This is a genomic window from Oleiagrimonas citrea (assembly GCF_012395255.1).
Taxonomy (GTDB): Bacteria; Pseudomonadota; Gammaproteobacteria; order Xanthomonadales; family Rhodanobacteraceae; genus Oleiagrimonas; species Oleiagrimonas citrea.
In genome coordinates this window covers 139,404-165,840 of the sequence record NZ_JAAZQD010000005.1, presented here as the reverse complement: position 1 = coordinate 165,840, position 26,437 = coordinate 139,404, and the positions used below count along the sequence as shown (strand labels likewise).

Genomic DNA, 26,437 nt, shown 5'->3' with positions numbered 1-26,437 from the left:
CCGACCATGCTTCCCGATATCCGCATCGACACCCGCCTCGGCCCGGACGTGGCTTGCCTCCTCGATGAGCACCTGCGCGACATGCGCGCGGTGTCGCCGCCGGAAAGCAAGCACGCGCTGGATCTGGACAGCCTGCGCGCACCGGACATCACCTTCTGGACCGCCCATCGCAACGGCCGGCTGATCGGTTGCGGCGCATTGAAGGCGCTGGACGCCGAGCACGGAGAGATCAAGTCCATGCGCATCGACGCAGCCTGCCGCGGACAGGGCGTCGGTTCGATGCTGCTGCAGCACATCGAACAGGAAGCCCGGCGCCGCGGCTACACCCGGCTCAGCCTCGAAACCGGCTCGATGGATTTCTTCCTGCCCGCGCGTGCGCTGTACGCACGTCACGGCTTCACGCCCTGCCCGCCATTCGCCGCCTACCGGCCGGACCCGAACAGCGTGTTCATGACCAAACGGCTGTCCGACTCGCGCTGAGCCGTCGCACAGCGGGCTGTTCCGCACACCGATTCCGACTTCCTTGCTAGGCCGCATGGCCGAACGGCCAGCGCTTGCCGCGGCGCACGACACGCTCTATACCTCGATGCGGGGCATGTCCGCGGCATGCATCGCTCGGCTCGACCGCCGCCGCATGCCGGCTGCCGAACCTCCGGTTCGCGCAACTTTGGTCCGATTTCCCGTCGTTCGATCCAACACAGGAGCGCATCATGGCCATCCGCTATCTGAAGCTCGTTCTCGTCGCCTTCGTCGGCCTGCAGGGCTGGCTCTACGTCGCCGGCAATCTGGCCAACTGGCATGCAGGCGTCGGCGCCATCTCCTATGTGATCGGCATGCAGGACCATGCGATCTACCCGCACCACATTGCACCGGTGCTGTCGGGACCGATGTGGGCCAGTCTGGTCTTCGTGCTGATCCTCTGCGGTGAATTCCTGGTCGGTGCGCTCTCGCTGAAGGGAGCATGGGACCTGTGGGCCGCGCGCGGCCAGCCCGCCATCGGCTTCAACAGCGCCAAAAAATACGCCGTGCTGGGACCGGGCATGGCGATGGTGGTCTGGTTCGGTGGCTTCATCGTGCTCGGCGGCGCGTGGTTCCAGATGTGGCAGACCCAGATCGGCGACGGCTCCTTCAAGGACGCCTTCGTGTATGCCGTCACCGCAGGACTCATCCTTCTTTTCGTCCAGCACGCGGACGACTGAACGCACCACCCGATGACTACCAACAAGAACCGTCCCACACACATCCCGGTCGACGATTTCCTCGCTTCCGTGACGGATGAGCACCGCCGCGCGGAATGTCGTGACCTGCTGGCGATCTTCAGCCGCATCACCGGTCACGATCCGGTGATGTGGGGGCCCGGCATGATCGGTTTCGGCAGCTATCACTACCGCTACGCGTCCGGACGCGAAGGCGATTTCCTCGCCACGGGCTTCGCCCCCCGCAAAGATGCAATCAGCATCTATCTGATGGCGGACTTTCCCGGCCAGGAGGCGCTACTCGAACGACTCGGCAGACACCGCCGCGGGAAATCCTGCCTCTACGTCCGCCGCCTCGACCAGGTCGACCTGGCGGCACTCGAGGCCCTGATCGCCGGCGCCTTCACCGAAATCGGCCGGCGTCACGGCGGCATCCGCACCGCGCCCCACGGTTGCTGACGCGCCGAGATACCCGCCACGGCCTGCATAATGTTGACGCAAATCACATTTTGCGTCGCCTTTCGTGCATCCTTGGGACTGCCGGCCGCGTATGGATGCATGTAGGGCCGCACGCATCGCTCGGCACTGCAGTGTCCACCGTCAGGGAAAAGTCGGGAGAGCCGCCATGGATGAGACCACCGCCGCAACGGTCACGAAGACCGAATCGGTCTGGGACTACCCGCGCCCGCCGCGCATCGAGCCGGTGCAGGCGCATCTTCAGGTCGTGTTTGCCGGTGTCGTCATCGCCGACAGCATTCGCGGTTACCGTGTGCTGGAAACCAGTCACCCGCCGACCTACTACCTGCCTGCCGAGGACGTCATCGCCGCCCATATACGTCCCACGCACGGCCAATCGCTTTGCGAGTTCAAGGGGCTGGCGTTCTACTGGAACGTGAAGGTCGGCGACCGTATCGCCGAACACGCGGCATGGAGCTACCCGGAGCCATCACGCGCTTTTCGGACCCTCGCGCATTACCTCGCCTTCTATCCGGGCCGCATGGACGCCTGCTTTGTCGATGGGGAGCAGGTCGAGGCGCAGCCTGGCGATTACTACGGCGGCTGGATCACCGCCGACATCCGCGGACCATTCAAGGGCGGTCCGGACACTGCCGCGTGGTAGCCGGTCCGCGTTGATGCACGCGCTGTTCAGAAGGCCTTGGCGCTCTTCCACAACATCAGGCACGCCACCGCGACAATGGCCACCGCGAAGATCAGATTCAGCGCACCGCGCGTGCGCGCCAGCCGCTTCGCCCCGAGCACGCCGAGCCAGCCGCCGAGGATGCCTCCGGCGATGAACTCCAACGCCACGCCCCACTCGATCATGCCCGATGCCGCGTAGTTGATCGCCGTAGTCAGACCAAATGTGCCCACCGCAAACAGGGACGTGCCCACGGCGTAGATGATCTCCATGCCGCTGGCGAACATCAGACCGGGCACGATCAGGAAGCCGCCGCCGATGCCGAAGAATCCCGACAGCGCGCCCGCGCCGACACCCACGGCGCCCAGACGCGGATACATGTGCGGCTTCGGCTCGGTACCGCCCGCGCCATTGCGCCGACCGCGGATCATCAGGAAGGCCACCACCAGCATCAGCAGGGCGAACAGGAACAGCAGCCGCTGACCGTCCACGACCTTGCCGATGCTCGACCCAAGCACCGCGCCGACCACGCCCGCCGGCGCGAACACGAAGGCCGCCTTCCAGCGCACGTGACCGGCTCGCGCGTGGGGAATCAGATTGGCGAAGGCATTGACCGCCACCGCCAGCGCGCTGGTGCCGATGGCCAGATGCGCATCACGCACGCCGACCACGTACAACAGCAGCGGCACGGCCAGAATCGAGCCGCCGCCGCCGATCAGCGCCAGCGAGAAGCCCACCAGAGTGCCGCAGAGCACGGCAACGATATCCACGGAAGGGATCATGTTCGGTTTCCTTTTTCACGTCGTCCACGGCGCACTGCACCCGCGGATGACGTCGCACGCTCGCCCGCTGTTCGCTTGCTGGACGGCAAGTCTTCGATGAACCGTCGCACCCACGACGGAGAGATGCCCCGCCGGCGCGCCCGAATCGCCCTCATGCGATCCGCCTCGACACCGACGATTTCGTATCGACCGCGCTCAACCGGAAAACTGGTTGAGCGGGATCTTCAGGTAACGCACACCGTTGTCCTCGGCCGGCGGAAGCTGCCCCGCGCGCATGTTCACCTGCACGGAAGGAAGGATCAGCGTCGGCATGGAAAGCTTCGCATCGCGCGCCTCGCGCATGGTCACGAACGCGTCCTCGGACACCCCCGTGTGTACATGCACATTGGCGCGCTTCTGCTCGCCGATGCTGGTCTCGTATACGAATTCCTCGCGTCCTGGGGCCTTGTAGTCGTGGCACAGAAACACGCGCGTGGCATCCGGCAATGCGAACAGGCGCTGGATCGAGTGGTAGAGCGTGTGCGCATCGCCACCGGGAAAATCGCAGCGCGCCGTGCCGTAGTCCGGCATGAAGATGGTGTCGCCCACGAACGCCGCGTCGCCGATCACATGCGTCATGCAGGCCGGCGTGTGACCCGGCGTGTGCATGGCGACGGCCTCGATGTTGCCGACACGGTAGGTCTCGCCGTCGCGGAACAGATGGTCGAACTGGCTGCCGTCGCGCGCGAACGCCGTGCCGGCGTTGAACAGCTTGCCGAAAGTGTTCTGCACCGTGGTGATGTGCTCGCCGATGCCGAGCTTGCCGCCCAGCGCCTCCTTCAGGTACGGAGCGGCGGACAGATGATCGGCATGCACGTGGGTATCGATGATCCACTCGCACTCCAGGCCCTTCTCGCGCACGAACGCGATGATGCGGTCGGCGCCATCGCAACGGGTCGTACCGGATGCGGGATCGTAGTCCAGCACGCTGTCGATGATGGCCGCACGCAAGGTGTCCGGATCCCACACCACGTAGCTGAACGTGTTGCTGGGGTCATCGAAAAAGGCCTTCACCTCGGGATGCTTGCTCATGCGCCTGCCTCCTCATTGTTGATAACGGCAACGCGGGACGAAACTTCGCCACCGAATCTGCCGCACGATACGCGGAACGACGGGACCCGTCGTTATATTCAATAGTTCTAATATAAAGTCCTGTCCCCATCATCGCAAGCCCGCATCTCGCATCGTGCCGTTCGATGCGACCCGGCATATAGCTGCCACCCATATAGTTGCCTTGACAATTATAAATGCGACTATATTATGTGCGGCATGGAAAAGCCCACGAACCCAGCCGAAACGCACGATCTCAGCTTCGGCCTGCTGATCAGCATGATCCGCACCGAGCTGGTCCGCGCGCTCGAAGCCGAACTGCAAACCGAAGGCGTGGACCTGCGCTTCACCCAGTTCCTGGCCCTCAAGCGCCTGGCCCTGGACGGCCCGATGTGCGCCGGCGAACTGGCCCGCGCCGTCGATCACGACGCCGGCGCCATGACCCGCGTGATCGATCAGCTGGAAACCAAGGGCTATGTGCGCCGGCAACCGCATGAACAGGATCGACGTTCGATGCGCATCGCCGTCACCGACGCCGGCATGGCCACCTGGCGACACATCGCCAAGGCGCACGAACGCACGCTGGAGCGCGCCCAACAGGAACTCTCGCCGGACGAGCGTGCGCAATTGATGGACTCCCTCGAACGCGTTCTTGCGGCCCTGCGCGCCGCGGAATGAATCAAATTCTGCCCAGGCAATGAAATTCATGCGACGCACCCCCCTACTGCTCACCGCTGCCCTGACCGCCGTCCTCGCCGGCTGCGCCAGCACCGGTGGCCTGCATTCGGACGCCAAGACGCTGCAGGCCGACCAGCTGGCCGCTTCGCGCAGCCTCGGTCATGCCGACGTCTCCCACGACTGGCCCGCCACCGACTGGTGGACCGCGCTGGGCGACAAGCAACTGGACGGCCTGATCGACGAAGCGCTGAAGAACAACCCGGACCTGGCCATCGCCCGCGCCCGCGCCCGTGCCGCCGAAGCCCAGGCCGGTGCCGCCGAGGCCGCCACCAAGCCGACCCTGAACGCCGGCGCCAGCGTGGCCGGCGCGCGCCTGCCCTCGACGCTGGTGCCCGCGCCGATCGGCGGTCACTTCAGCTGGATCAAGTACGGCTACCTCAGCTTCAATTGGGACATCGACCTGTGGGGCGGCGAACGCGCCGCCTGGGAAGCCGCCGTGGGCCGCGCCCGCGCCGCCGCCATCGACACCCAGACCGCGCGCCTGGAGCTGTCGGCGAACGTGGCCCGCGCCTACGCCCAGTTCGGCTATGCCTGCAGGCAACAGGACCTGGCCCGCGAGCAGCTCGCACGCGCCACCCATGTGCGCAAACTGACCGACCAGCGCGTGCAGGCCGGCATCGACAGCCGCCTGCAGCTGCAGCAGTCCACCGCCGAGCAGGCCACGACCGAACAACAGCTGGCTGCCGCCGACCGTCGCGTGACGTCCGCCCGCAACGCGCTGTCCGTGCTGCTGGGCAAAGGGCCGGACCGCGGTCTTGACATCGCACGCCCGCAGCCGCTGTCCCCGGCGTCCGTAGCGCTGCCCTCGACGCTGCCGGCCCAGTTGCTGGGGCGCCGTCCGGACGTGATCGCCGCGAAGCTGCGCGTGGAAGCGGCCAGCAAGGACATCCAGTCCGCCAAGACGCGCTTCCTGCCCAACCTGAGCCTGGGCGCACTGGCCGGACTGGCCGCCGGCGGCGGCGACAACCTGTTCCAGCTGCCCGCACGGTTCTATCAGGTCGCCCCGGCCGTGAGCCTGCCGATCTTCGAGGGAGGCCGCCTGCGCGCCAACCTCGCCGGCCGCGATGCCGCACGCGACCTGGCTGTGGCGCAGTACAACAAGACCCTGATCGGCGCGCTCGACGCCATCGCCGACAAGCTCGATGGCGTCAAGGCGCTCAAGCAGCAGGCCGCCGCGCAGCAGCGCGCCCTGGATGCCGCGCGCGAGGCCTGGAAGCTGGCCATGGACCGCTACAAGTCCGGCATCGGCAGCTACCTGCAGGCGCTGACCGTGCAGCGTCAGCTGCTGGCGGCCGAGCAGAGCGCCGCCGCGCTGCATGCCGAGCAGGTCGACCTCTCCGTACAGCTGATTGAGGCCCTGGGCGGCGGCTACCGCCCGGCCGATGATCCCTCCAACGTCTCCCCCACCGCGACCGCGGCGAACACCGACTCCTCCCGAGGCACCCCATGAGCAACGAGCAGAACATCGCCGAAACCAAGAACGCAGAAGCACCCAAGAAGGGCCGCCGCGGCTTCCTGCTGCGCGCGCTGCTGATCGTCATCGTACTGGCCGCCATCGGCTGGACGCTGTGGTATGTCTTCGAGGGCCGCTGGTACGCCGACACCGATGACGCCTACGTCAACGGCAACGTCGTGCAGATCACGCCGCGCGAACCCGGCACCGTAGTCAGCATCGGCGCCGACGACGGCGACCTGGTCCACGCCGGCCAGGTACTGGTCAAGCTGGATCCGAGCGACGCCGAAGTCGCGCTGGAAGCCGCCGAAGCCAACCTCGCCCGCACCGTGCGCCACGTTCGCGGCCTGTACAGCAACGTCCAAGGCGCGCAGGCCGACATGGAGGCGCGGCAGGTCGCGCTGGCCAAGGCGAAGGCCGACTACAAGCGGCGTGAGAGCCTGGCCAAGACCGGCGCCATCTCCAGCGAGGAACTGGCCCACGCCCGCGACGCGCTGGACGCCGCCCGCAGCGCGCTGAGCGCATCCGAGCAGCAGTACAACAGCAGCAAGGTGCTGGTCGACGACACCGTGGTTGCCTCGCAACCGGACGTGAAGGCCGCCGCCGCCAAACTGCGCGCGGCCTACCTCGAAAAGGCCCGCACCACACTGGTCGCGCCGGTCACCGGCTACGTCGCCAAGCGCACCGTGCAGGTCGGTCAGCGCGTGCAGCCGAGCGTGCCGCTGATGGCCGTGGTGCCGCTGCACCAGGTCTGGGTCGACGCCAACTTCAAGGAAACCCAGCTGGGCAAGATGCGTCTGGGCCAGCCGGTCGAACTGGAGTCGGATCTCTACGGCAGCGGCGTGACCTTCCACGGCAAGATCGTCAGCCTCGGCATCGGTACCGGCAGCGCGTTCTCCCTGCTTCCGGCGCAGAACGCCACCGGCAACTGGATCAAGATCGTGCAGCGCATTCCGGTGCGCATCGACCTCGATCCGAAGGACGTGGCCAGGCATCCGCTGCGCATCGGCCTGTCGATGGCCGCGTCGGTGAACCTGCACGACCAGACCGGTCCCGTGCTGCCGAAGCAGGCGCCGACCAAGCCGCTGTTCACCACCAACGTCTATCAGAAGCAGATGAACGCGGCGAACACGCTGATCGAGCAGATCATCCACCGCAACATGGGACACGCCGCCAAGCACGGCTGAGCGCCCCGACCGAAACAGGAAACCTCCGGCCGCCCGCGCGGCCGGAGACAGGGAAGGTGCACTCGCACGCACGTCTCCGTCGGGCCTGATGCCCGCGACGCCCCCTCACCGATCCCCGGACATGCCCGCCATGGAAACGCATTTTCGCCCCCCCAATCTGGCACTGACCACGATCGGCCTGTCCCTGGCCACGTTCATGCAGGTGCTGGATACAACCATCGCCAACGTGTCGCTGCCGACCATCGCCGGCAACCTCGGCGTCAGCAACGACCAGAGCACCTGGGTCATCACCTCGTTCGCCGTCAGCATGGCCATCTCGCTGCCGCTGACCGGCTTCCTCACACGCCGCTTCGGCGAGACCAAGCTGTTCGTGTGGTCCACGCTGCTGTTTTCGCTGGCTTCGTTCATGTGCGGCGTCTCGCAGAGCATGGGCATGCTGCTGCTGTTCCGCACCATCCAGGGCGCGGTCGCCGGACCGATGTACCCGATCACGCAGAGCCTGCTGATCGGTGTCTATCCACCGGAAAAACGCGGCATGGCGCTGGCCCTGCTGGCCATGGTCACCGTCGTCGCGCCCATCGCCGGACCGATCCTCGGCGGCTGGATCACCGACAGCTATTCATGGCCGTGGATCTTTTTCATCAACGTGCCCATCGGCATCTTCGCCAGCGTGGTGATCGCCAACCAGCTGCGCGCCAAGGTCGAGCAGACCCAGCGACCCAAGATCGACTACGTTGGCCTGATCACGCTCATCATCGGCGTTGGTGCGCTGCAAATCGTGCTCGACAAGGGCAACGACGCGGACTGGTTCCACTCCACGTTCATCATCGTGATGACCATCGTCTCGGTGGTCGCGCTGGCCATCTTCCTGATCTGGGAACTGACCGACGACGACCCCATCGTCGACCTGAAACTGTTCCGCCACCGCAACTTCGCCGCCGGCACGCTGGCGCTGGTACTGGCCTACGCCGCGTTCTTCGCCATCGCCCTGCTGGTGCCACTCTGGCTGCAGCAGAACCTGGGCTACACCGCGACCTGGGCCGGCTACGCCACTGCTCCGCTGGGCGTGATCCCGGTGCTGCTGACCTTCTTCGTCGGCAAGTACGCCACGCGCATGGACCTGCGCATTCTCGCCGGCATCTCGTTCCTGGTCATGGGCGCAACCTGCTTCATGCGTTCGAGCTTCAATCTCGACGTCGACTTCGGCAGCGTGGCGATGGTGCAGTTGTGGCAGGGCCTCGGCGTGGCGCTGTTCTTCATGCCGGTGCTGACCATCCTGCTGTCGGACCTCAAGCAGAACGAGATTGCCGCCGGCTCCGGCCTGGCCACCTTCCTGCGCACCCTAGGCGGCAGCTTCGCGGCCTCCATCACCACCCTCGCCTGGACCCGCCGCGCGGTGGATCACCACGCCCAGCTGACCGAACACATCACCGCCTACAACCCGCAAGCGCGCGAAGCCATGCAGGCCCTCGGCCACGGCAACCCCGAACTCGGCGGCCGCATCATCAACGGCATGATCACCCAGCAGAGCTTCCAGATCTCCTTCAACGAGGTCTTCCACGTGCTGGGCTGGATCTTCATCGCCCTAATCGCCGTGATCTGGTTTGCCAAGCCGCCGTTCGGGGCCAAGGGTTCCAAGCCTGCGGGCGGTGGCGCGCACTGAGTTCCACTACTGAACCGGAAACACACAAAAGGCCGCCCCATGGGCGGCCTTTTCTTTACATGCCACCTATCTCTCCCTGGAAAGCCCGCCGCAAATTCGACAGAACGCATACCGCGAACTCGTCATGGAAGTGATCGATCCTGCAGACACGGAAGCTATCCGTCTGCATCGACAAAGGGGCTACGCTTTCGGCTCAGATCATTTCAGAAAGACCATCGAAGCCCAATTCAACCGCCGTGCCGCCCCCCGCAAAAATCGGTCGCCCTCGCAAGCAAATCAGGAACGGAGAAAGTGCACTCTGGCCCCTGTTTTGTTTTGGCCCCTATTCTGCGGAGAACATTTATTCTGACCACTTCCTTTTATTTTTGACAGCACCCCATTCCTTCATGACTAAGGGCGAGGAAAAATCAGGTCGCCGGATGATTCATGCTCGGCGAACAATTTATGATATGCGCATCATCTTTCAGGTAGCGCACGTTTTCGCAAAAAATACTCTGCATCTGCTTGGTCAATGTTCCATCTCGAACCATGCCTCGCAACACATAGTTACTGTGATCCCGATCTGCGAACCTTATCGAAATTGCACGCAAAAAATTTGCAGACGCCTGATCAATTAAATTTGTCTCTCCTGAGAAATCTGCAACTTCGTACAAAAGTACCGAGTCGAATCTTCGATGCACAGATAAATACGCTTCCATAACACCCTTCAAGAAACCATTAACGCACTTATTGATTGAAACACCCATTTTCTTGCACTGACCATCGACGTATGTTTTAGCAACCGTAGGATTATATAAATAAACTTTGGCAAAACCTTTTGCCAAAACGAAGCTCATCAAGTGTTCACCGCCATCGTTAGCAGGCACCTTATCTAATTTTCTCAAGGACTCTTTGATCGCATACATGTCCCGCCCATGCTGCATGGCTCCGTAAACCATGAATTGGCTATACAAGTACGACCCACTGGACTCAGTGTAACCTTCCAATATCTTGGCTTTGATTAATGCACCAGCATAATCGCCCGACTCAAATTTATTCATGGCGGATGACCATATCTTATCAATTTTTTCATGACTAGCCGAGCAGCCGCACAATACTGCACAAGTCAAGAGCAAAAAAAGCTTCAAAATAAAATCCACTTTCATCGATGAATACCTTGCTGAACCATCTTGAACAGATCATTCTGTTGGCTAACCGTCTGGTAAGTCCAACCGACTGGTGTAAAGTGATACTTTTGGACCACAACTTGATATTGCTTCACGGTCGAATTGTAGAACACTTGAACTCGTCCAGCGGTGGTTCCTTGGTAAACTTTTGCAAAGTAATTAATGCCGGCCACCACCGCCTGCACCCGACCATTATACTTACCTAGCATCTCGCTTCTTGATTGCATGCCTTCAGGGAACTCCCCGCCCCCCTCATAATCTTCAGGAGCAAGACCTGGAACAGGATTTTTGCTGACGCCATCCCAACTCATGTCAACATAAGACTTAAACGCAGAATTCCACACGGATCGATTAATAGTCACGGCCCCAACGAGAACAAGACTAGGATTATCGGGAGCAGCAAATTCCCCGTCCGGACCGCTCACCTTCTGGCCACCAAAACTATATGGGTTAGCGTAAAGCAGGTTTGAACCGCCAGGAATCATTCCAGCAATGACTTTACCGGCACTTTCGGGGCTACTCGATACCAAAAAATTGTTTTCGTCGCCAGGGTAGACGAACCCGGCGGAGGCGTAGGCTTGGTTGGTCGCATTAAGAAGGTGCTCAAAGCCACTATTGCTATATGGAATCCCCGCTTGACTGAATTGAGCTTGCATGCGCCCTGCATACCCGGACGCTTCTATTGCCTTCTCCCTATAGCTAAGGTCAGACCTCGAAGCTTCAGCGCTCATGTATTGCTTAGCATGCCTCGACGCCTGATTGTAGGCAGTAACTGAGAAAGAGTTCTTAATATTGTCAATAACGACATTAGACGCACCGCTCTTCTTGAGGGACGACAGCACAAACTTCATGCCCGAAGCCAAGCCATTCAAGCCACTGAACCAATCATTATTATAACTCTCCCCCGGCGTACCACCGTAGGCCGACAAAGTATCCGCAGCCGATACGCTAGCGCTAACAGTGACAGCAGACATATTTGTTACAGGCACAGGGAGAAATGGCGGCTGTACGATAGAAGCGGCCTCACCCGGCAGATTATTCAGCGAGGCGTAGACCGGGAGCGGCGTCTGCCAGTCGTATCGATCCGGCGACAGCAGATCGTATTCATTCTCGTAGTTGCTGTTCGAGGTGTTCGTGTTGCTGGCACCTGATACTCTCGGAACAGCGGACGGATTCGCTGGCTCTGGACCAGCGCCGTTCACGCCGGCATAAGTTGATGTTGTATCGGTACTCGCCAGCATCGGATAATCCGATGGGTTGTAGCTGGCAAGTGGATCGGTCGCACCATAGATGTTGAGCGATCGATATGGAGCGAGCGAATCCTGCTTGTTCCCGTAGTAGGACATCGCCGCCGCAATCTTCCTCTGCTCCTTCAACCTCCGTTCTTCGCTGACCTGAGTGAGCTTATGTACCGCGGCATTGCCCAATGCGTTGCCGAAGGCATCCTCCCCGATCTGCTCCCAACTCGGGACCCGTCCATCGCCCAGCGCGATGGACGCCTCACGATCGATGGCGCCCGACAAGAATCCGCTGGCGATATTGCTTTCAAACGTACCCGAACTCTGGGTCGTTACCGTGCCCGCCATGCTGCTGCTTGCGGATGTCGTTGTGGCATTGTCCGTACCACCCAACCGGTTCACGCCGCTGGCGTTTGTCAGTCCAGCCGCCACGCCAGAGGCCACCAACCCAGCCCAACTGAAATGCGTCGGTTGATGGAGCAACTTGCTTGCCGTCGCATTGCTCGCATAGCTGCTTGCACCCAATAGAGCGGCTCCCGCTGGGCGCAGAGCGCCGTTGGCCTTTGCCAAGGCGGATGTCGCACTACCACTCCCGCTGATTGCCTCGCCAATACCTGCTCCCGCAGCAGTCGTCAGACCACCAACCAAGGCTTCGCCGAAAGAAAACCCGTGATGCGTACCAAGAGCATCACCCGCAAGCTGTCCGGCGATATTTCCGACAAAGCCACCGATCGCGGCGGCCGCGATCGCTTCGCCAGCAGTGATTCCAGCCACACTTCCGGCGAGGGCTGCGCCTCCCGCGGCGAACACGCCCTCCGTGGCCCCCATAGCCACAGCTGCAGCGCCAGCGGTGACGATGGTGGCCACGACGACAATGGCAATCACAACGATCGCCGCGACCGCGTTGCAGTGATGACTCGGCGGTGGTGGCGGCGGGGCGATGGTGGGCAGGCTCGGGGTGGTGCTGCCCTGGATCTCCGACGGGTTGTACGGTTTGAACGTGGTGGCGTCGTTGCTGTGGGTGGTGACTTCCGGGATCTGGAGCGTCTGGCCCAGGGCCAGATCGTCGTCGCCGCCCAGCGCGTTGGCGTCGGCGATGACGTACCACAGACTGGCGTTGCCGTAGATGGACTGCGCGATGCTCTTGAGACTGTCGCCGGCCTGCACCACATAGCCGCCTGTGCCGCGATCGGTGTTGCTGAATGCGGTCACCTGGTCGAGCACGTTGAGCGTGGCGCCCTCGTCGAAACTGGCCACCTGCTGACCGTTGGCGTAGACGTAGTGCTGCTGGGCGTGACTGCCGTCGTCGCCCGAGTCAATCGCCGAGCCGTCTGCCGTGCCATCGCGACGGGTGATGATCTGGCCCGCGCCGTCGTAGGCGAACACGCGTACGACATCCTTCACCGCACCGTCCTGGTACTGCACCTGCTGCGCAATGGCGACACGCTCACCGCGATCGTTGTAGACGCTCTGGTCGGTGGTCGGTCGCACATTGGCCGTGCCGGTGATGTTGACGCCGGCCGTGGCCTTCTCCAGATAGGCGTCCTTCTTGACGTAGCTGACGGTGTAGGCGTCCACGCGGCCCGCTGCGTCACGGTACTGGTAGTTCAGCACGTGACCCATGGCGTCGTACCCCGCCTGACCTTCCGGCCCGCGGTAGACGACCCGGTTCTGCAGAGTCATGCCGCCCCAATCCAGCGCATTGGCGCCGGGAAGGTCCGTCGGCACGTTCGACTGGCCGCCGGCGCCGGTCCACTGCGACGCATGACCGAAGTTCTGCTCCTCGATCAGATGACCCGCAGGATCGTAGTGATCGATTGTCGCACTGGACAGCTCGCCGCCAACCAGCGTGTCGCCCAGGTCGTCCCCGAAGTCCTCGAAGTCGTCGGGGGTGTACTTCCGGTACGGCAGGCGCGGATTCAGACGTGTGCCCATCGCATAGAAATGCTCGCTGGCGATGACCCGGCCGTTGGCGTCGTACTGACGCTGCTCCTCGAAGCCGCGATAGTTGCCGCCCGTATCGAGGTCCACGGTGTAGTCGGCCTGCACCAGCTCGCCGCGCAGATTGAAATGACTGCGCTGGACCAGCGTGTGGCCGTCGGCGTTCTTCGTCGTCCGCGCCACGGCGTGACCGGCCGCGTCGTAGTTCAACCCGTACGAAGCCGCGCCGGATGAGATCAGGATGGAGCCGTTGACGAGCTTGCCGGCGGAAACCAGCACGCGATTGTCGCCATCGTAGGTGTACCAGGCCTCACTGTGCGCGGTGGCCGTCGAACCGCCCGTGCCGCCATCGCCACTGCCGCCCGTTCCGGTGCCGCCACCGGAATAATCGCCGCCGCCCCAGTCGATCGGAACCAGTTGCGTCGTCACGCCGGAACCGGAACCGCTGGATTCGCTGGCGATCACGGCACGCCGGTTGCCGACCGCGTCGTAGCGGTAGGTGAGGTTCATGGTGCTGGTGACCACCGCCCAGCTGTCCGGGACCGGGTCATTCGTGCTTCCACCACTGCCGCCCGTACCGCCGTAGCCGCCACCACCGTCGCCGTCGATCGGCACCAGGTTTTCCTGCAGTTGCGTCGACGCCGATGCCTCGCGCGTGCCGCCGTCGGTGCGCGTCTCGGTCACGTGCGTCAGCCGGTTGTGGCTGTCGTAGGTCATCTCGGTGACGGCACGAACCGGCTTGCCGTTGCCGTCGACTGCGTACGACTCCTTGCGGACCATATTGCCGTTGGCGTCGTAGAAGTAGGCGTCGTGGGAACCGTCCGCATACCGCAGCGTCGCCAACTGGCCGTTGGCGTAGTAGGTCCGCGTGGCGCTATCGGCCGCCGTGTCCATGACGTACGGCGGGTCGGCCTGACCCTGGGCCGATGCGGACCAGTTGTCGTCGGTGTGCACCAGTTGCCCGCTCGCCGCGTCGTACTCGTAGTGGTACTTGGCGCCGCTCAGATCGGTGTGCGCGGTCAGGCGCCCATAGGCGTCGTACGTCCAGCTCTGGCTGTCGCCGTCGGCATTGGTCTCATGGACCTTGTGGCCGTAGGCATCGTACGCGTAGGTCGTGCGGATATTCGTGGCACCGGCCGGGACACGAATGTCGGGGCCGTCCTTCACGTCGATCTGCGGGACGTAGTTCCAGCTGATGTCATCCACCCAGAGCGGGTCCAGACTGATATTCCAGCCATTGACCGCCACAGCGGCGTACGCCGCGCCGGATGGCGCCGTGGCATCGAGCGAGCTGCTGTGCCACTCGCCGTGCCGGCCGTCGACGATGTAGTTGCCGGTGGAATAGCCCAGCCGGGAACCGTCGGCGGCGTACCACATGATGCGGACGGCTGCGCCGGTGTGCCCCACATCGGAAGCACCCTGCTGGACCATGGCCGAAGCGTGGATGGCCTGGCCGGGGCGCACCGGAACACGGTCCTGGTTGATCAGCGTCGAACCGGGCGAGACGGCATTGGAGGCGCCGAAGTTGTCCAGCCTGGCCGACCAGCTTCCGCTGTAATGCGAGCTGTTCACCATGGACCAGCCATCCCCCTTGACCCAACCCACGTCGCCCTCTTCGAAACCCGGGTTGTAGGGCCTGGCCGTCCAGGTCGAGGACGACTGTGAGGAACCGCTCGAATCAGCCGTCGCCGCATGCTGCGCCGGATCCTGGCTCCACAAGATCCGGCCCTGGCTGTCGTAGCCGTAGTAATTCGCGTGGTCGGCAGCTTCCTCGGTTTGCCCTTTCTGCAGAAGGCTGCTGCCGATGCCGTCATAGGCCACCAGGCGATCGCCGTTCTCGTCCAGCACGTAGGCCTGCTGCCACACGGCATGGCGTCCACTGCCATCCACCACGAAGTCGCCCTGCTGCACCGTGCGTCCCAGCGCATCCAGGTTCTTGAACGTGATATGGCCATTGCCGTCTTCGTCGGCCACCTCGCGGCCCAGTCCGTCGAAGGCGGTGTACTGGGTGGCGTTGGCGCCGTCGACGGTCTTCACCGCGCGTCCGAGCGCATCGCGTGTGATGTGCGTGGTATGACCATTCTCGTCGGTGCTGGCGACCACGTTGCCGTCGATGTCGTACACCGTCGACTTGGTCGTGGTGGTGGTGTGGGTCTGACCGTTCTCGCCGGTCACGGCCACCGCCGCACCCGTTTCCTGCACGACCTGGCTGCGATCGTTGTAGCGATACAGCGTGGTGTTGCCGTTGAAGTCGGTGGACGAAAGCACATTGCCCCAGCGGTCGTACTCGGCCGCGAGCATGCTGCCGCCCTCGCCGGATGCAGCCTGGCCACTCGGCGCTTCCACGCCGGTGACGCGGCCATCCCGATCCAGCACGTGGCGCGTCGACACCGAACCACCGACATCGGCCGCCAGGGCATGCGTATCGAGCACCATCCGGCCGGCCAGATCGTAGCCGTAGCTGTGGACCACACCGGTCGTCGGATCGGTGGCGCGAATGCGCCGTCCGGCGGCGTCGTACACGGCAATCTGCTCATCGGCGGACAGCACGCCGCTTCCGGTCTGCTCGCCGAAGGCGTTGTAGCGCATCACCGAGGCCTTGTCCGGAGCGGACTGTCCCGCACGATGCGTCGCGCTGTCGACCAGACGATTGTCGGCATCGTAGTTGCTGGTCGTCGTCACCTTGACGGTGTTGCCATCGAGGCCGGTCAGGTAGGTGTCGACCTCGATCTGGTTGCCCGCGTTGTCGTAACGCATCCGCTTGACGTAGGACGAGGACCAGTCCGCCGTACCATCCGGCGTGGAGACGCTGGCGATGGCGCGTCCGCCGCCGTCGTAGCGGGTATAGGTGCGCTGCGCGAGTGAAGAGCCCGTCGAACCGTGGGTCTCCACGACGCGCTCGCCGAAACTGTCGTAGACGTAGCTGACCGTCTCCGAGGTCTGCACGTAGAGGCCGCTGCTGGAAAGATCCCAGTCCGGGTGCGCCTGCAACAGCGCGTGCCAATCGTTGCGAAGCACACGCTCACCAGGACCGGTGACGCGCACGACACGCCCCATGGCGTCGTAGTCGGTGGTCACGCGCTTGCCGTCGGTGTCGACCGCGATGATGCGGCCTTCACCGTCGTAGGTGTAGTGCGTGGTGGCCCATTGCAGGGTCTGCGTGCCCTCGGCATCCGCCGCATAGCGACGACTGGACTCGGTCACCTTGCGACCGGCCTGATCCCAGGTGTACCGGGTGATTCGATCGAAACCGGTGGAGAGATCGCCCGCATCGGGCGTGGCCGGCGGCGTGCCACCCGCGCTCAGCTTGTCCGTGGAGACCGGGCGCGCCCACTCGGTCATGCTGGCGATGTTTCCGAAGCCGTCGTAGGTCCACGTGGTGACGTAACCCATCGGATCGACCGTCTCGGTCTTTCGGCCGTCTGCATCGTAGTAATGGAACGTCGTCGCCCATACGGCCGGGGAGCGTCCCTCGGCCCCCTCGATCAGTACCGACTCGCTGCTGAGATGACCGTAGGCATCGTAGGTATAGCGAGTCGTCGGATGACCGGTCCCAGTGCTGCCATCGGCATGCACGTAGGACACATTCGCCTGCATGACGCTGAGCTTGTTGCCGCGCTGATCGTAGGTCGTCGTGAGCGTACGGTCCTGCCCGCTCGAAGCGACCAGCCCCTTCTGGATCAGCGCGTCGGTGATCGCGTCGCCTGCTTTCCAGCCGCTCGCGGTCAACTTGCCGAAATTCAGCCCCTGCGCGTAGCGCGTGACCTGGACCTGATCGCCATAGGCGTCGTAGACGTAATGGGTGACATAGCCGTCCGCACCGACGTCGTAGGCCACGCGCCCGGCGGCGTCGTAGACCTTGTAGCTGTAGTGCCCGCGCACATCACGCGAGACCACAGCCTGATCGAGTGCGTTGTACGTGACCCGGGTCCCCGCCGCAAAGGACGAGCCGGCGGCATTTCGGTCACCCTCGACAAAGGTCGCGATCTGATTGCCGCGTGCGTCGTAGGTGTAGCTGACGCGCATGTTGCCGTCACGCTGCTGCTGGGTACGCGACAGCAGACGGCCTTCGTTGTCGTACTCGAAGTGCGTATGCACCCGATCCTTGACCGTCCCGTTGTAGGCACCCTCGCTGTTGTACGTCGCCACGTCGATCTCGGGGCCGGTCTCGTCGCTGACCAGACCCTGGGCGTTGTACGCGTACGTGGTGGTGTGCCCGTCACGATCGGTCGAGGCGATTTTCTGCCCCGCGTTGTTGTAGCGAATGCGGGTGGCTGGCGCCGGGAGGCCGTCGTAGGTCGCCACGACTCGGCCAGCGGCGTCGTAGGTCTGCCCGGTGACGCGCACATCGCCGGCCTGTGGGTTCGCAGCGGAAAGGGCCGCCGCCACCTCATCCTGGCTGGGTGTATCCGACACGTCGACCGCATGGACATAGGTCCGCGTCAGCGTCGTGCGACCGGCCGCGTCGTAGCACTGCTCCTGCACGAGACCGGCGGCATCGATCGTGTAGACCAGCCGACCCGCCGCATCGTAGACACTGCGAACGCGATGCGCGTCCCGCCCAGCCACGGCATCGGCAATGCTGGCCGTGGTGGCTCCCTCGCCATAGTCGGCCGGAGCCAGCAGACTGCCGTAATGCAGCGTGGCGATGACGTGACCGGCTGCGTCGTAACGCATTTCGGTCACGGCGCCGCCCGCAACGCCTTCGGCCTGCGTCGGCTGGACCTGGAACCGGATGCGGCCCGCCGCATCGTAGTAGGTGAAGGTCTGCCGCGCCGTCGTCGCGCTGTCGCCAACCGCCGAAAGCGCACTCTGAATCGTGGCCACGTTTGCCGTGCCCGACTGCAATGCGCCGGCCAACGCTGCATCAATCTGGACCGGTGCAGCGTAGGCCAACGTCTGCGCCACTTGCCCCAGTGTGTTGTAGCGCGTCTCCGTCACGCGACCGCCCGACTGGACCACGAAGCGCAATCGGCCGTCGCCGTCGTAGACACGGAAGCTCTGCTGGTCCGCACTGTCCTGGACCGCGGCTGTAGCCGCTGCCACTTCCGATTCCGCGAAGAATCCGCCGACGGTCGCGGACGACTGCAGCGCCGAGGACAGGTCCACGGTACGCGCGTAATCGTGGGTGCCGACCTGGCGTCCATCCGCATCGTAGAACTGCTGACTCACCGCGCATGCGGAAAGTCCGCCATCCAGCTCCTGGATCGTGAAGATCTTTTCGCCGGCTTCGTTGTAGACGAAGTAGGTCGCCTTGCCGTTGGCGTCGACCTGGTGGATCAGATTGCCGTTGGCGTCATAGTCGTACGTCCGCTGATGACCGGCCCCGTCCGTTTCGCTGACCAGTCGTCCCAGCCCGTCGTACGCGTAGGTGTTCGTCTGCGCATCACTGCCCGTGCCATACGTGACCGAGAGCTTGTGGCCCTGCGCGTCCCAGTTGTACCGGGTCAACAGATTCAGATGCGTGTCGTCGCCGGCATCCTCGACCTGTGTCAGCAGGTTTCCGTTGCCGTCGTAGGTGTAGTCCGTCACCACCTGCGACGGATCGGTCATGCTGAGTCGATGTCCGGCGGCGTCGTAGGTGTACTGCGTGACCAGTGCCGCACCATCCGGGTCCACCGTCTGCGTGAGCACGCGTCCGGCGGCATCGTAGTCGTAGCGGATCACACGGCCGTCGGCATCGACGGTCTCGTGCAGGTGACCGGTGGCATCGTACGCCCGGATCTCGCGGGCGCCGTTGGCGTCATCGATTTCGACCCGCTGCCCGGCACCGTCGTAGCGATAACGGGTCGTCTGGCCGTTCGCATCCGTGACGGCGATCGTCTGGCCTTCCCGATTGTGCTGGGTGATCGTGACGACGCCTTCCGGCGTGGTCACCGTGAGGCTGCGCTGCGCATCGTCGTAGGCGAGACGGGTCACGCGACCCAACGCATCGGCTCGCGTGACCACGCGCCCGAATGCGTCATACGTCGAGGACTGCGTGCGTTCGCTGCCCTGTACCGACAGCGCCTGCGCGACCCGATGACCGAGGTGATCGTAGGCGTATATGGTGCGGGAACCGCGGGCATCGGTTCGTGCCGACACTTCGCCGAAGGCATCGAACTCGCTGCGAATCACCTGCAGAGGGACGGAAAGCTTGCCCGACTGCTGCAGGACCAACGCAGGGTCGAGTGCGCTGCCAGCGACCACGCCTCGACGCGTTTCGGTGACACGACCGTCGGCGTCGTAGGCATAGTTCTCGACACTCACCCGCTGCCCGTCGGCGTCGAGCAGGCTCGCCTGGCTCGTCTTCTCGCCGAAGATGTCGTACGCGTAAGCCGTGATCTGACCTTTGCCGTCCGTCTTCGCAATCAGGTCGCCCACGCTGTCGTAGGCGTAAGTGGCGGCCACGTCGTAACTGCTGTCGCTGCCCGAGGCCGCGTATGGCTGGGCCAACGTTGCCACCTGCGCGGAGAGATCGGCGACATCGAATGCCGGATCCGCATCCAAGGCGAGGCGGCGCGCATAGGTCACGGAGCGCGTCGTCTGGCCGAAGGCATCGAGATCGACTTGCGTGATCTCGCCCCAGGCATTGGCGCGACCCGAATCATCGGCCATGCCGCGCACGGTGAAGGCCAGCTGGCCGCGAAGGTCATAGACGAACCAGGTTCGGTTGCCCAGAGCATCCGTCATGCTCGTGCGACGGCCGGCGGCATCGTAGGTGTAGCGCGTGGTGTGCTGGTTGCTATCCGTGCTCGCCACGACTTCGCCGAACGCATCGAAGCGCTGCTGAGTGACGCGGCTGTCGGAGGTGCCCGCCGCCTCATCGGTGGAAAGCAGCCATCCGTTGGCGTCGTAGGCGTATTTGGTATGCGTGCCTTCCGCATTCACCGTTTCCACCAGCCGGCCTTGTGCATCGTAGTTGCGCTGCGTCTGGCGCGCCGCGCCCTTGGCAGCCAGGGCCTGCAGCGCCGCGAAGTCTTCCGTCTCGTGGCCTGTCAGCTCATTGGCATAACGCGTCTGGCTCACTTCCCGGCCATCACCGTCATAGGCATAGGCCGTGAGATAGCCTTCCGCATCCAGCATTCCGATGCGCTGGCCCAGACCGTCGTAGTAATAGCGCGTGGTGCGATCCGCAGCATGGGTCTGCGGGCGCAGTTGCGCCAGGGGGAAAGTGGTCGGATCGGCACCGTCCGGCAACGCCACCGCCTGCGCATAAGCCACCGTGCGCTGCACGCGGCCGGCGCTGTCGTAGACGGTCTCGGTCAGATAACCCGATGCATCGAGCTGCGCCACGCGACGTCCATCGGCGTCGTACAGCCACGACGTCGTGCGCGACGTTCCGGTCAATGCCGAGGCCACAGTCTCGGCCACCTGCCGCGAAGCCGCGTCGTACCGATAGATGGTGACGCGCTCGTCCCACATCAACTTCGCGGCGCTTCCACTGGCGTCGAGACCGCGCACACTATCCACAATCTCGCGCTTCTGGGTCAGGCGACCCAATGCATCGTAGGTGTAGCGTGTCGTGCGGTCGTGGCCACCGGTCGCAACGGCGCTTCCCGGCGTACCGGCCGGATGCGCGCTCGGAAGCGGACAGTCGGCGGGCACCACGGCGTCGCCGTCGACCCATCCCTGCGTGGACACCTGCGTGACGAACGCGGTGCGCGACACCATACGGCCCGCCGAGTCATAGTCGAACGCGACCACGGCGCCGTCGGCATCGACCGTGGCGGTCACCCGCCCCGCGGCATCGTAGAAGCGGAATGTCGTGGCCCCGTCCGCGCCGATCACGGCACGTTGCCGTCCCGCCTGGTCGTACAGATAGCGCGTCGTTCGCGCCGCACCGTCGTCGGCCGTCTGCGCGGCGAGCGAGTCGGTGGTCGCTGCATCGATGCCGGCGAGCGACAAGGTCGTCCCGTGCTGAACGGTCGCGATGACCTGACCGGTCGCGTCGTATCGCGTTTCGCTGATCACGCCCTGGACGGTGTCGCCCACCTGGTCCAACACCACGCGAAAACGCACGCGGTCGAGAGCGTCGTAGTAGTAGCGCGTCGTGCCCGCATGCGTATCGGTAACGCCCTGCCCGGCGAGCCAGGTCGATATGGCGGCATCGTCGGCATCGCCGGATTGGATGGCCGCTGCCAGGTTCGCTGGCACGGCATGGAAACCGGCGTAAGACAAGGTCGCCGAGCGCTCGCCGAGCGCGTTGTAGCGCGTCTCGACCACGGCACCCGCACCGTCAAGGGTGAAGCGAAGATGCCCGTCATGATCGTAGACCCGATACGCTACATGATCGGACTGCGGATCGGCCGCCTGTGCGGCAAGACCGGCCATGTAGGTTCGCGCGTCCGACGGCGAGGCCGAAATCAGAGCATCGGCGCCCGTAGCATCGACGGATGCGGCGAAGCCCGTGACCGACGTCACGCGGCCGTCCGCGTCGTAGGTGGTTCGCGTCAGCGTCCCCTTTCCGCTTCCCGGCGCTCCGGTCGGCGCCAGCGTGTAGGTGCGCTCACCGGCTTCGTCATAGGCGTAATAGGTCTTCGCACCCGCTGGATCGGTGACGCGAACCAGATGTCCCTCGGCATCGTAGGCGTAGTCCGTGGTCAGATCGAGTGTCCCCGCCGCGACGACCTGGCGGGTCTCGCGGCCGAGCGCGTCGTAGGTGTAGCTCGTGGTGCTCGCCTGCGCCGTGCCGCTGCCTCGCGTCACGCTCAGCTGACGACCCTGGGCATCCCAGGTATACGTCGTGGTCAGATTACGGTGCGAGGCGTCGCCTGCATCCTCCACCTGCGTCATCACGTTGCCGTCGGCATCATGGTCGTAGGTCGTGACCATGCCGTCCGGTGCGGTGACCGACAGTTTCTGCCCCCGGCCGTCGTAGACATAGCGCGTCGTCAGCGCGAGGCCGTCCGGATCCGTGGTCCGGCTCAGGACGCGGCCCGCGGCATCGTAGGTGTACACGACGCTACGGCCATCGCCGTCGACGGTGCGAATGCGATGACCGTCCGCGTCGTAGCTTGCCTGCTCCACCGAGCCATCGGCGCGCTCGGTCTGCACAAGACGACCATCGGCATCGTAGCGGTACTTCGTGGCATGGCCCGCGGCATCGGTGACCGCGATCGTCTGCCCTTCGCGATTGTGCTGCGTGGAGAGCGTCACGCCCTCGGGCGAGGTGACGGTGACCGTGCGGTTGGCCTCGTCGTAGGCGTAGTGCGTGCTTTGACCCAGCGCATCGGTATGCACCAGGACCCGGCCGTAGGCATCGTACTGGGTACGAACCACACGGGCCGTGCCGTCCACCGTGAGCGCACGCGACGTTTCGCGATCCAGTCCGTCGTACCGGTAATGGGTGACGACGCCGCGGCCGTCGGTGGTCGAGCTCAGATGGCCGAGCGCATCGTAGGTCGCGGACGTGACGCGATGCACGCCAGCGACATCTTCGACACTCGAGATCCGACGACCCAGGGCATCGAAGGTGTAGCGATTGGTGCTGGTGTGCGTGGCGTCCTGCGGTACCGTCTCGCTGGTCCGGTCGCCGAAAGCGTCGTAGCCATAGCGCGTGACGTAACCGTCTCCGTCGACATGCTCGATCAGGCGACCATCGGTGTCGTAGCGGTACACGTCATGGCCATCGTGTGTCGCGTCAGTCAGGGTGGCGGCCCCCTGCTCCATCCCCGCTTCGGTCGGGGCGAAACCCGAAGGCAACGCCAGGCGATGTGCGTAGGCCAGGGTTTGCGTCACGTCGCCGAACGCGTCGTACCGGTATTCGACGACCTCTCCCTGCGCATTCAGCGTTCCCGAGGCATCGGCCATGCCACGGATGCGGTAACGCACGCGCCCATCGGCGTCGTAGACCGTCCACGTGGTCTGACCGAGCGGATCGGTGACGCTCAGCGGGCGGCCTTCGGCGTCATACGTGTAATACGTGACCTTGCCGTTGCCGTCGGTCTCGCTGATCCGGTTGCCGAATACGTCGTACGTCTCCTTGGTGACGCGACTGTCCTGGGTCCCAACGGCCTGCTCGGTGCGCACCAGACGACCGAAGCCGTCATAGGTGTAGGTCGTGGTCGTGCCTTCGGCATTCGTTTCGGCGATCTTGCGACCGTCGGCGTCGTACTGGCACGTACTGACCTGGGTATCCTGACCGGCAACCGCGTCGAGAACGTCCTGCAGCGACGGATCGCTTCCCGTCGATATGGCCTGCGCGTAGCGGGTCGTCGTACGCTGATGCGTAGCTTCATCGTAGTCGTAACGCGTCACGTAGCCGGCAGCATCCAGGCTGGCGACTTCCTCGCCACGCCCGTCGTAGTAGTGCCGCGTAACTTGATCACCCGCGCTCGCGGCCGGACGCAGTTGCGCCAACGTGCCGTCGGCACGCAGAGCCACATCGGTGACGGTCGCGTAGGCCACATCACGCACGCGACGCCCGGCTTCGTCATAGACGACTTCGCTCAGATCGCCGGCGGCATCCAGCGTGGCGATGCGTCGTCCGTCCGCATCGTAAAAATAGCGCGTGACGCGGCTTTCGCCGCCATCGCCACCGATGACCGTGGTGCGTACGAGATGCGACTCTCCGTCGTAGGCATAGTGCGTCACGGTGCCGACTGCATCGGTGTTCGTGGCGATGCGACCCGTCGCATCGTAAGTCGTGGCCGTGGCGCGATCTTCCGCGCTCGCGGCCGGCCGGATCGCATCGACGTCCTGCGGCACCACGTCGCCATCGACCAGCCAGGCACGGGTATCGACCCGGTTGGCGTACATCACCGTGCCAACGACGCGTCCATCGGCGTCGCGCTGATATTCGGTCACCGCGCCGGTCGCATCGACGCGCGCGGACACTCGACCGTCCGCGTCGTAGAACGTGTAGCTGATGCCGCCATCGGGCGCGCGCACGGCACGAAGCCGTCCGGCTGCATCGTAGATGTTGTCGGTGACATGCGTCGCATCACCCGCGGTGTCGGACACCGTGACCGCCACGACCTCGCCGCTGCTGTTGCGCTGCTCCGTGCGCACGCGTGTCGTGCCGGGCTGACTGGCCGACGAGGCGTCGACGGTGATACTGGTGACGCTGCCGTCCGCGGCATAGCTCCATGTGGTCTGCGCGCCGGTCGCACTGGTGCGTCCGATCAGACGCCCCATACCATCGTAAGCATAGGAGGTCAGATCGGCTGACTGGCTGCCGCGCACGATCGCCTGCTGACGCAGCAACCCCTGCGCGTCGTACACGAAATGCGTCACGGCGGTGGCCGCATCCTGCACGCCGATGCCGTTCGCATCGACCGCAGCCCAGTCCGTCTGCATGGCGAGCAGGCCGCGCGCGTCGTATGCGAAGTCGCTGCGCGTGGTATTCGCCATGTCCTGCCGCGCGGACCATGTAGTCATGCTGCGCAGGCTCGGACTCTCATCGTCACGAAGATGACCGATGTCGAACGTGGCGCCCAGATAATGACGCACGGTCTGCAGCAGGCCGTCGCCGTTGTAGACGCGCTCGGTCACGGCGCCCGTCGCGTCAATCGTGAAGCGCAGACGACCCGTATCGTCGTACACGTAGCGCGTGGTATCGGCGGTGGCCGCATCCGGCGTGCCCGTGCTCGCCGTAGCGCGGTAGTAGGTCTGCGTCAGCAGGTAGTGGTTGTCGTCGAACGTGCGCGTGATGGTGTTGCCGGAAGCATCGCGCTCGCCGATCCGGTTTCCGTAGGCATCGTAGGTATAGGTCGTGGTGTGGCCAAGCGCATCCGTGGCCTGCAGAACATTGCCCGCGGCATCGTAGGTGTACTGCGTGACTGGCCGCTGACCATCGATCGCCGGTTCCGACAGCGAAAGCAGATCGCCGCGCGCATCGCTGACGTAGGTCCAAGTCTGACCCGACGCATCGCTGACCTGCGTGCTGTGCTGGGCACCGCCGCCGTCGTAGGCGAAATGCACCGTGCGCGCCGCATCACCCGTTCCCGTGGTCACGCTCGATACCACGAACTCGCCGGAGTTCAGCTCGGTATAGCTGTACTGCGCGACCACGCCGTCGCTCTGCGTCACACTGCGGATACGCAGGCTGTCGCCCTCGTAGGTGTAGCGCGTCGTAAACAGCGCATCCGTGGCCTGGCTGTCCGAAGCCAGTGCGGTGCTGACCTGGACCAGGCGATCCGCATCGTCGTAGGCATAGCGCACCACGGTGCGCGTGACCGCAGCCGTCGCGCCCGGCGGCACTTCGGTCATATCCACTTGCGTCAGCAGACCGTGCTTGCCGTACTGGAACGACAGCACATCGCCGTCGTCGGCGGTGATGCTGGACAGATGCCCGTGGTCATAGCTCAGCATGTACCGCGCGCTGGTGCGCGGATCGAAGATGCTGACCAGCTTGCCGCTGCCGTCGTAGGTCTCTTCGCGGTGGGTCGCGCCGTCCGTCCACAGCCATCCGGCATTGCGGCCATTCAGGCGCAGCAGGGTGTCCTGCGGTCCGTTGGCGTCTTCCGAGACATACAGCCCCCGTGCGCGGTCGTACACGTACGTGACGACGCTGCCGTCATCGGCCTCGCGCTCCACCGTGCTGCCCGGGGCGCCCGGCCGTATGTTGCGGCTGAAGCCCCACAGCCAGCCCTGATCCGGCTTCGTTCCGAGGCTGTTGTAGGTGCGCAGATTGGCGATTGACAGACCATCGAAATCGAGGCCCGCATCCTGACCCTGCAGGACCAGATTGCCATTGGCGACATTGACGTACTGCCGGTTCCGTCCCAGCCCTAGATCCGCCGAGCCGCCTGTCCCTTGTCCCAGCTGCGACAACGAACCCTGCAGCAAACCCAAACCATTCCCTGAAATCACAGCAACCAATGGAGTGCCCCCTGTTAGCACCAAACAACGACCACTGTTTCG

The 26,437-nt window shown here is 64.2% G+C and carries 12 protein-coding genes; 8 read left to right on the top strand and 4 right to left on the bottom strand.

The annotated features are described in order from the left end of the window. Positions 1–6 precede the first annotated feature (6 nt). The 4 genes from HF690_RS13090 (at position 7) to HF690_RS13075 (ending at position 2,316) form a co-directional block, all read left to right on the top strand. A complete protein-coding gene (locus tag HF690_RS13090) occupies positions 7–480 on the top strand; it encodes a GNAT family N-acetyltransferase (protein WP_113065712.1) in 474 nt (157 codons plus the stop codon). A gap of 230 nt (positions 481–710) precedes the next feature. Beyond that, the gene (locus tag HF690_RS13085; protein ID WP_113065711.1) at positions 711–1,199 is read left to right on the top strand and encodes a DUF2165 family protein; all 489 of its coding nucleotides are present in this window, start codon (positions 711–713) and stop codon (positions 1,197–1,199) included. 12 nt (positions 1,200–1,211) lie between these two features. Next, positions 1,212–1,655, top strand: a complete 444-nt coding sequence (locus HF690_RS13080; protein ID WP_168609756.1) for a DUF1801 domain-containing protein — start codon at positions 1,212–1,214, stop codon at positions 1,653–1,655. A 166-nt stretch (positions 1,656–1,821) separates the two neighbouring features. Continuing rightward, entirely contained in the window at positions 1,822–2,316 is a 495-nt protein-coding gene (locus HF690_RS13075; RefSeq protein ID WP_113065709.1) for a DUF427 domain-containing protein, read from the top strand. 26 nt (positions 2,317–2,342) lie between these two features. Here HF690_RS13075 and HF690_RS13070 read toward each other — a convergent pair whose 3' ends face one another. Then, the gene (locus HF690_RS13070; RefSeq protein WP_113065708.1) at positions 2,343–3,116 is read right to left on the bottom strand and encodes a sulfite exporter TauE/SafE family protein; all 774 of its coding nucleotides are present in this window, start codon (positions 3,114–3,116) and stop codon (positions 2,343–2,345) included. Positions 3,117–3,311: 195 nt separating this feature from the next. Next, positions 3,312–4,187, bottom strand: coding sequence for an MBL fold metallo-hydrolase (locus HF690_RS13065; protein ID WP_168609755.1), 876 nt, complete (start codon positions 4,185–4,187; stop codon positions 3,312–3,314). Positions 4,188–4,424: 237 nt separating this feature from the next. On the opposite strand from HF690_RS13065, the gene HF690_RS13060 reads away from it, so the two are divergent. The 4 genes from HF690_RS13060 to HF690_RS13045 all read left to right on the top strand — a co-directional run bounded on the left by HF690_RS13060 (position 4,425) and on the right by HF690_RS13045 (position 9,246). Next, positions 4,425–4,883: a MarR family winged helix-turn-helix transcriptional regulator gene (locus HF690_RS13060; RefSeq protein WP_113065813.1), complete on the top strand. Its 459-nt coding sequence runs from the start codon at positions 4,425–4,427 to the stop codon at positions 4,881–4,883. 28 nt (positions 4,884–4,911) lie between these two features. Further along, positions 4,912–6,393, top strand: coding sequence for an efflux transporter outer membrane subunit (locus tag HF690_RS13055; RefSeq protein ID WP_168609754.1), 1,482 nt, complete (start codon positions 4,912–4,914; stop codon positions 6,391–6,393). After that, entirely contained in the window at positions 6,390–7,583 is a 1,194-nt protein-coding gene (locus HF690_RS13050) for an HlyD/EmrA/EmrK family protein (protein WP_168609753.1), read from the top strand. Before HF690_RS13055 ends, HF690_RS13050 begins: the two co-directional genes overlap by 4 nt. Positions 7,584–7,713: 130 nt before the next feature. Further along, positions 7,714–9,246 carry a DHA2 family efflux MFS transporter permease subunit gene (locus HF690_RS13045; protein ID WP_168609817.1) on the top strand — a complete coding sequence of 511 codons (1,533 nt, stop codon included), beginning with the start codon at positions 7,714–7,716 and terminating at the stop codon, positions 9,244–9,246. A gap of 407 nt (positions 9,247–9,653) precedes the next feature. On the opposite strand, the gene HF690_RS13040 is transcribed toward HF690_RS13045, so the two are convergent. Further along, the gene (locus HF690_RS13040; RefSeq protein ID WP_168609752.1) at positions 9,654–10,391 is read right to left on the bottom strand and encodes a hypothetical protein; all 738 of its coding nucleotides are present in this window, start codon (positions 10,389–10,391) and stop codon (positions 9,654–9,656) included. After that, complete coding sequence (locus tag HF690_RS13035; protein WP_168609751.1) at positions 10,388–26,362, bottom strand: LysM peptidoglycan-binding domain-containing protein; 15,975 nt, start codon at positions 26,360–26,362, stop codon at positions 10,388–10,390. The genes HF690_RS13040 and HF690_RS13035 overlap by 4 nt, the downstream gene beginning before the upstream one ends. Positions 26,363–26,437 lie beyond the last annotated feature (75 nt).

Bases quoted from the DNA above. Each gene is read 5' to 3' on its own strand.
- HF690_RS13090 (WP_113065712.1), top strand. From the start codon at position 7: ATGCTTCCCGATATCCGCATCGACACCCGCCTCGGCCCGGACGTGGCT.
- HF690_RS13085 (WP_113065711.1), top strand. From the start codon at position 711: ATGGCCATCCGCTATCTGAAGCTCGTTCTCGTCGCCTTCGTCGGCCTG.
- HF690_RS13080 (WP_168609756.1), top strand. From the start codon at position 1,212: ATGACTACCAACAAGAACCGTCCCACACACATCCCGGTCGACGATTTC.
- HF690_RS13075 (WP_113065709.1), top strand. From the start codon at position 1,822: ATGGATGAGACCACCGCCGCAACGGTCACGAAGACCGAATCGGTCTGG.
- HF690_RS13070 (WP_113065708.1), bottom strand. From the start codon at position 3,116: ATGATCCCTTCCGTGGATATCGTTGCCGTGCTCTGCGGCACTCTGGTG.
- HF690_RS13065 (WP_168609755.1), bottom strand. From the start codon at position 4,187: ATGAGCAAGCATCCCGAGGTGAAGGCCTTTTTCGATGACCCCAGCAAC.
- HF690_RS13060 (WP_113065813.1), top strand. From the start codon at position 4,425: ATGGAAAAGCCCACGAACCCAGCCGAAACGCACGATCTCAGCTTCGGC.
- HF690_RS13055 (WP_168609754.1), top strand. From the start codon at position 4,912: ATGCGACGCACCCCCCTACTGCTCACCGCTGCCCTGACCGCCGTCCTC.
- HF690_RS13050 (WP_168609753.1), top strand. From the start codon at position 6,390: ATGAGCAACGAGCAGAACATCGCCGAAACCAAGAACGCAGAAGCACCC.
- HF690_RS13045 (WP_168609817.1), top strand. From the start codon at position 7,714: ATGGAAACGCATTTTCGCCCCCCCAATCTGGCACTGACCACGATCGGC.
- HF690_RS13040 (WP_168609752.1), bottom strand. From the start codon at position 10,391: ATGAAAGTGGATTTTATTTTGAAGCTTTTTTTGCTCTTGACTTGTGCA.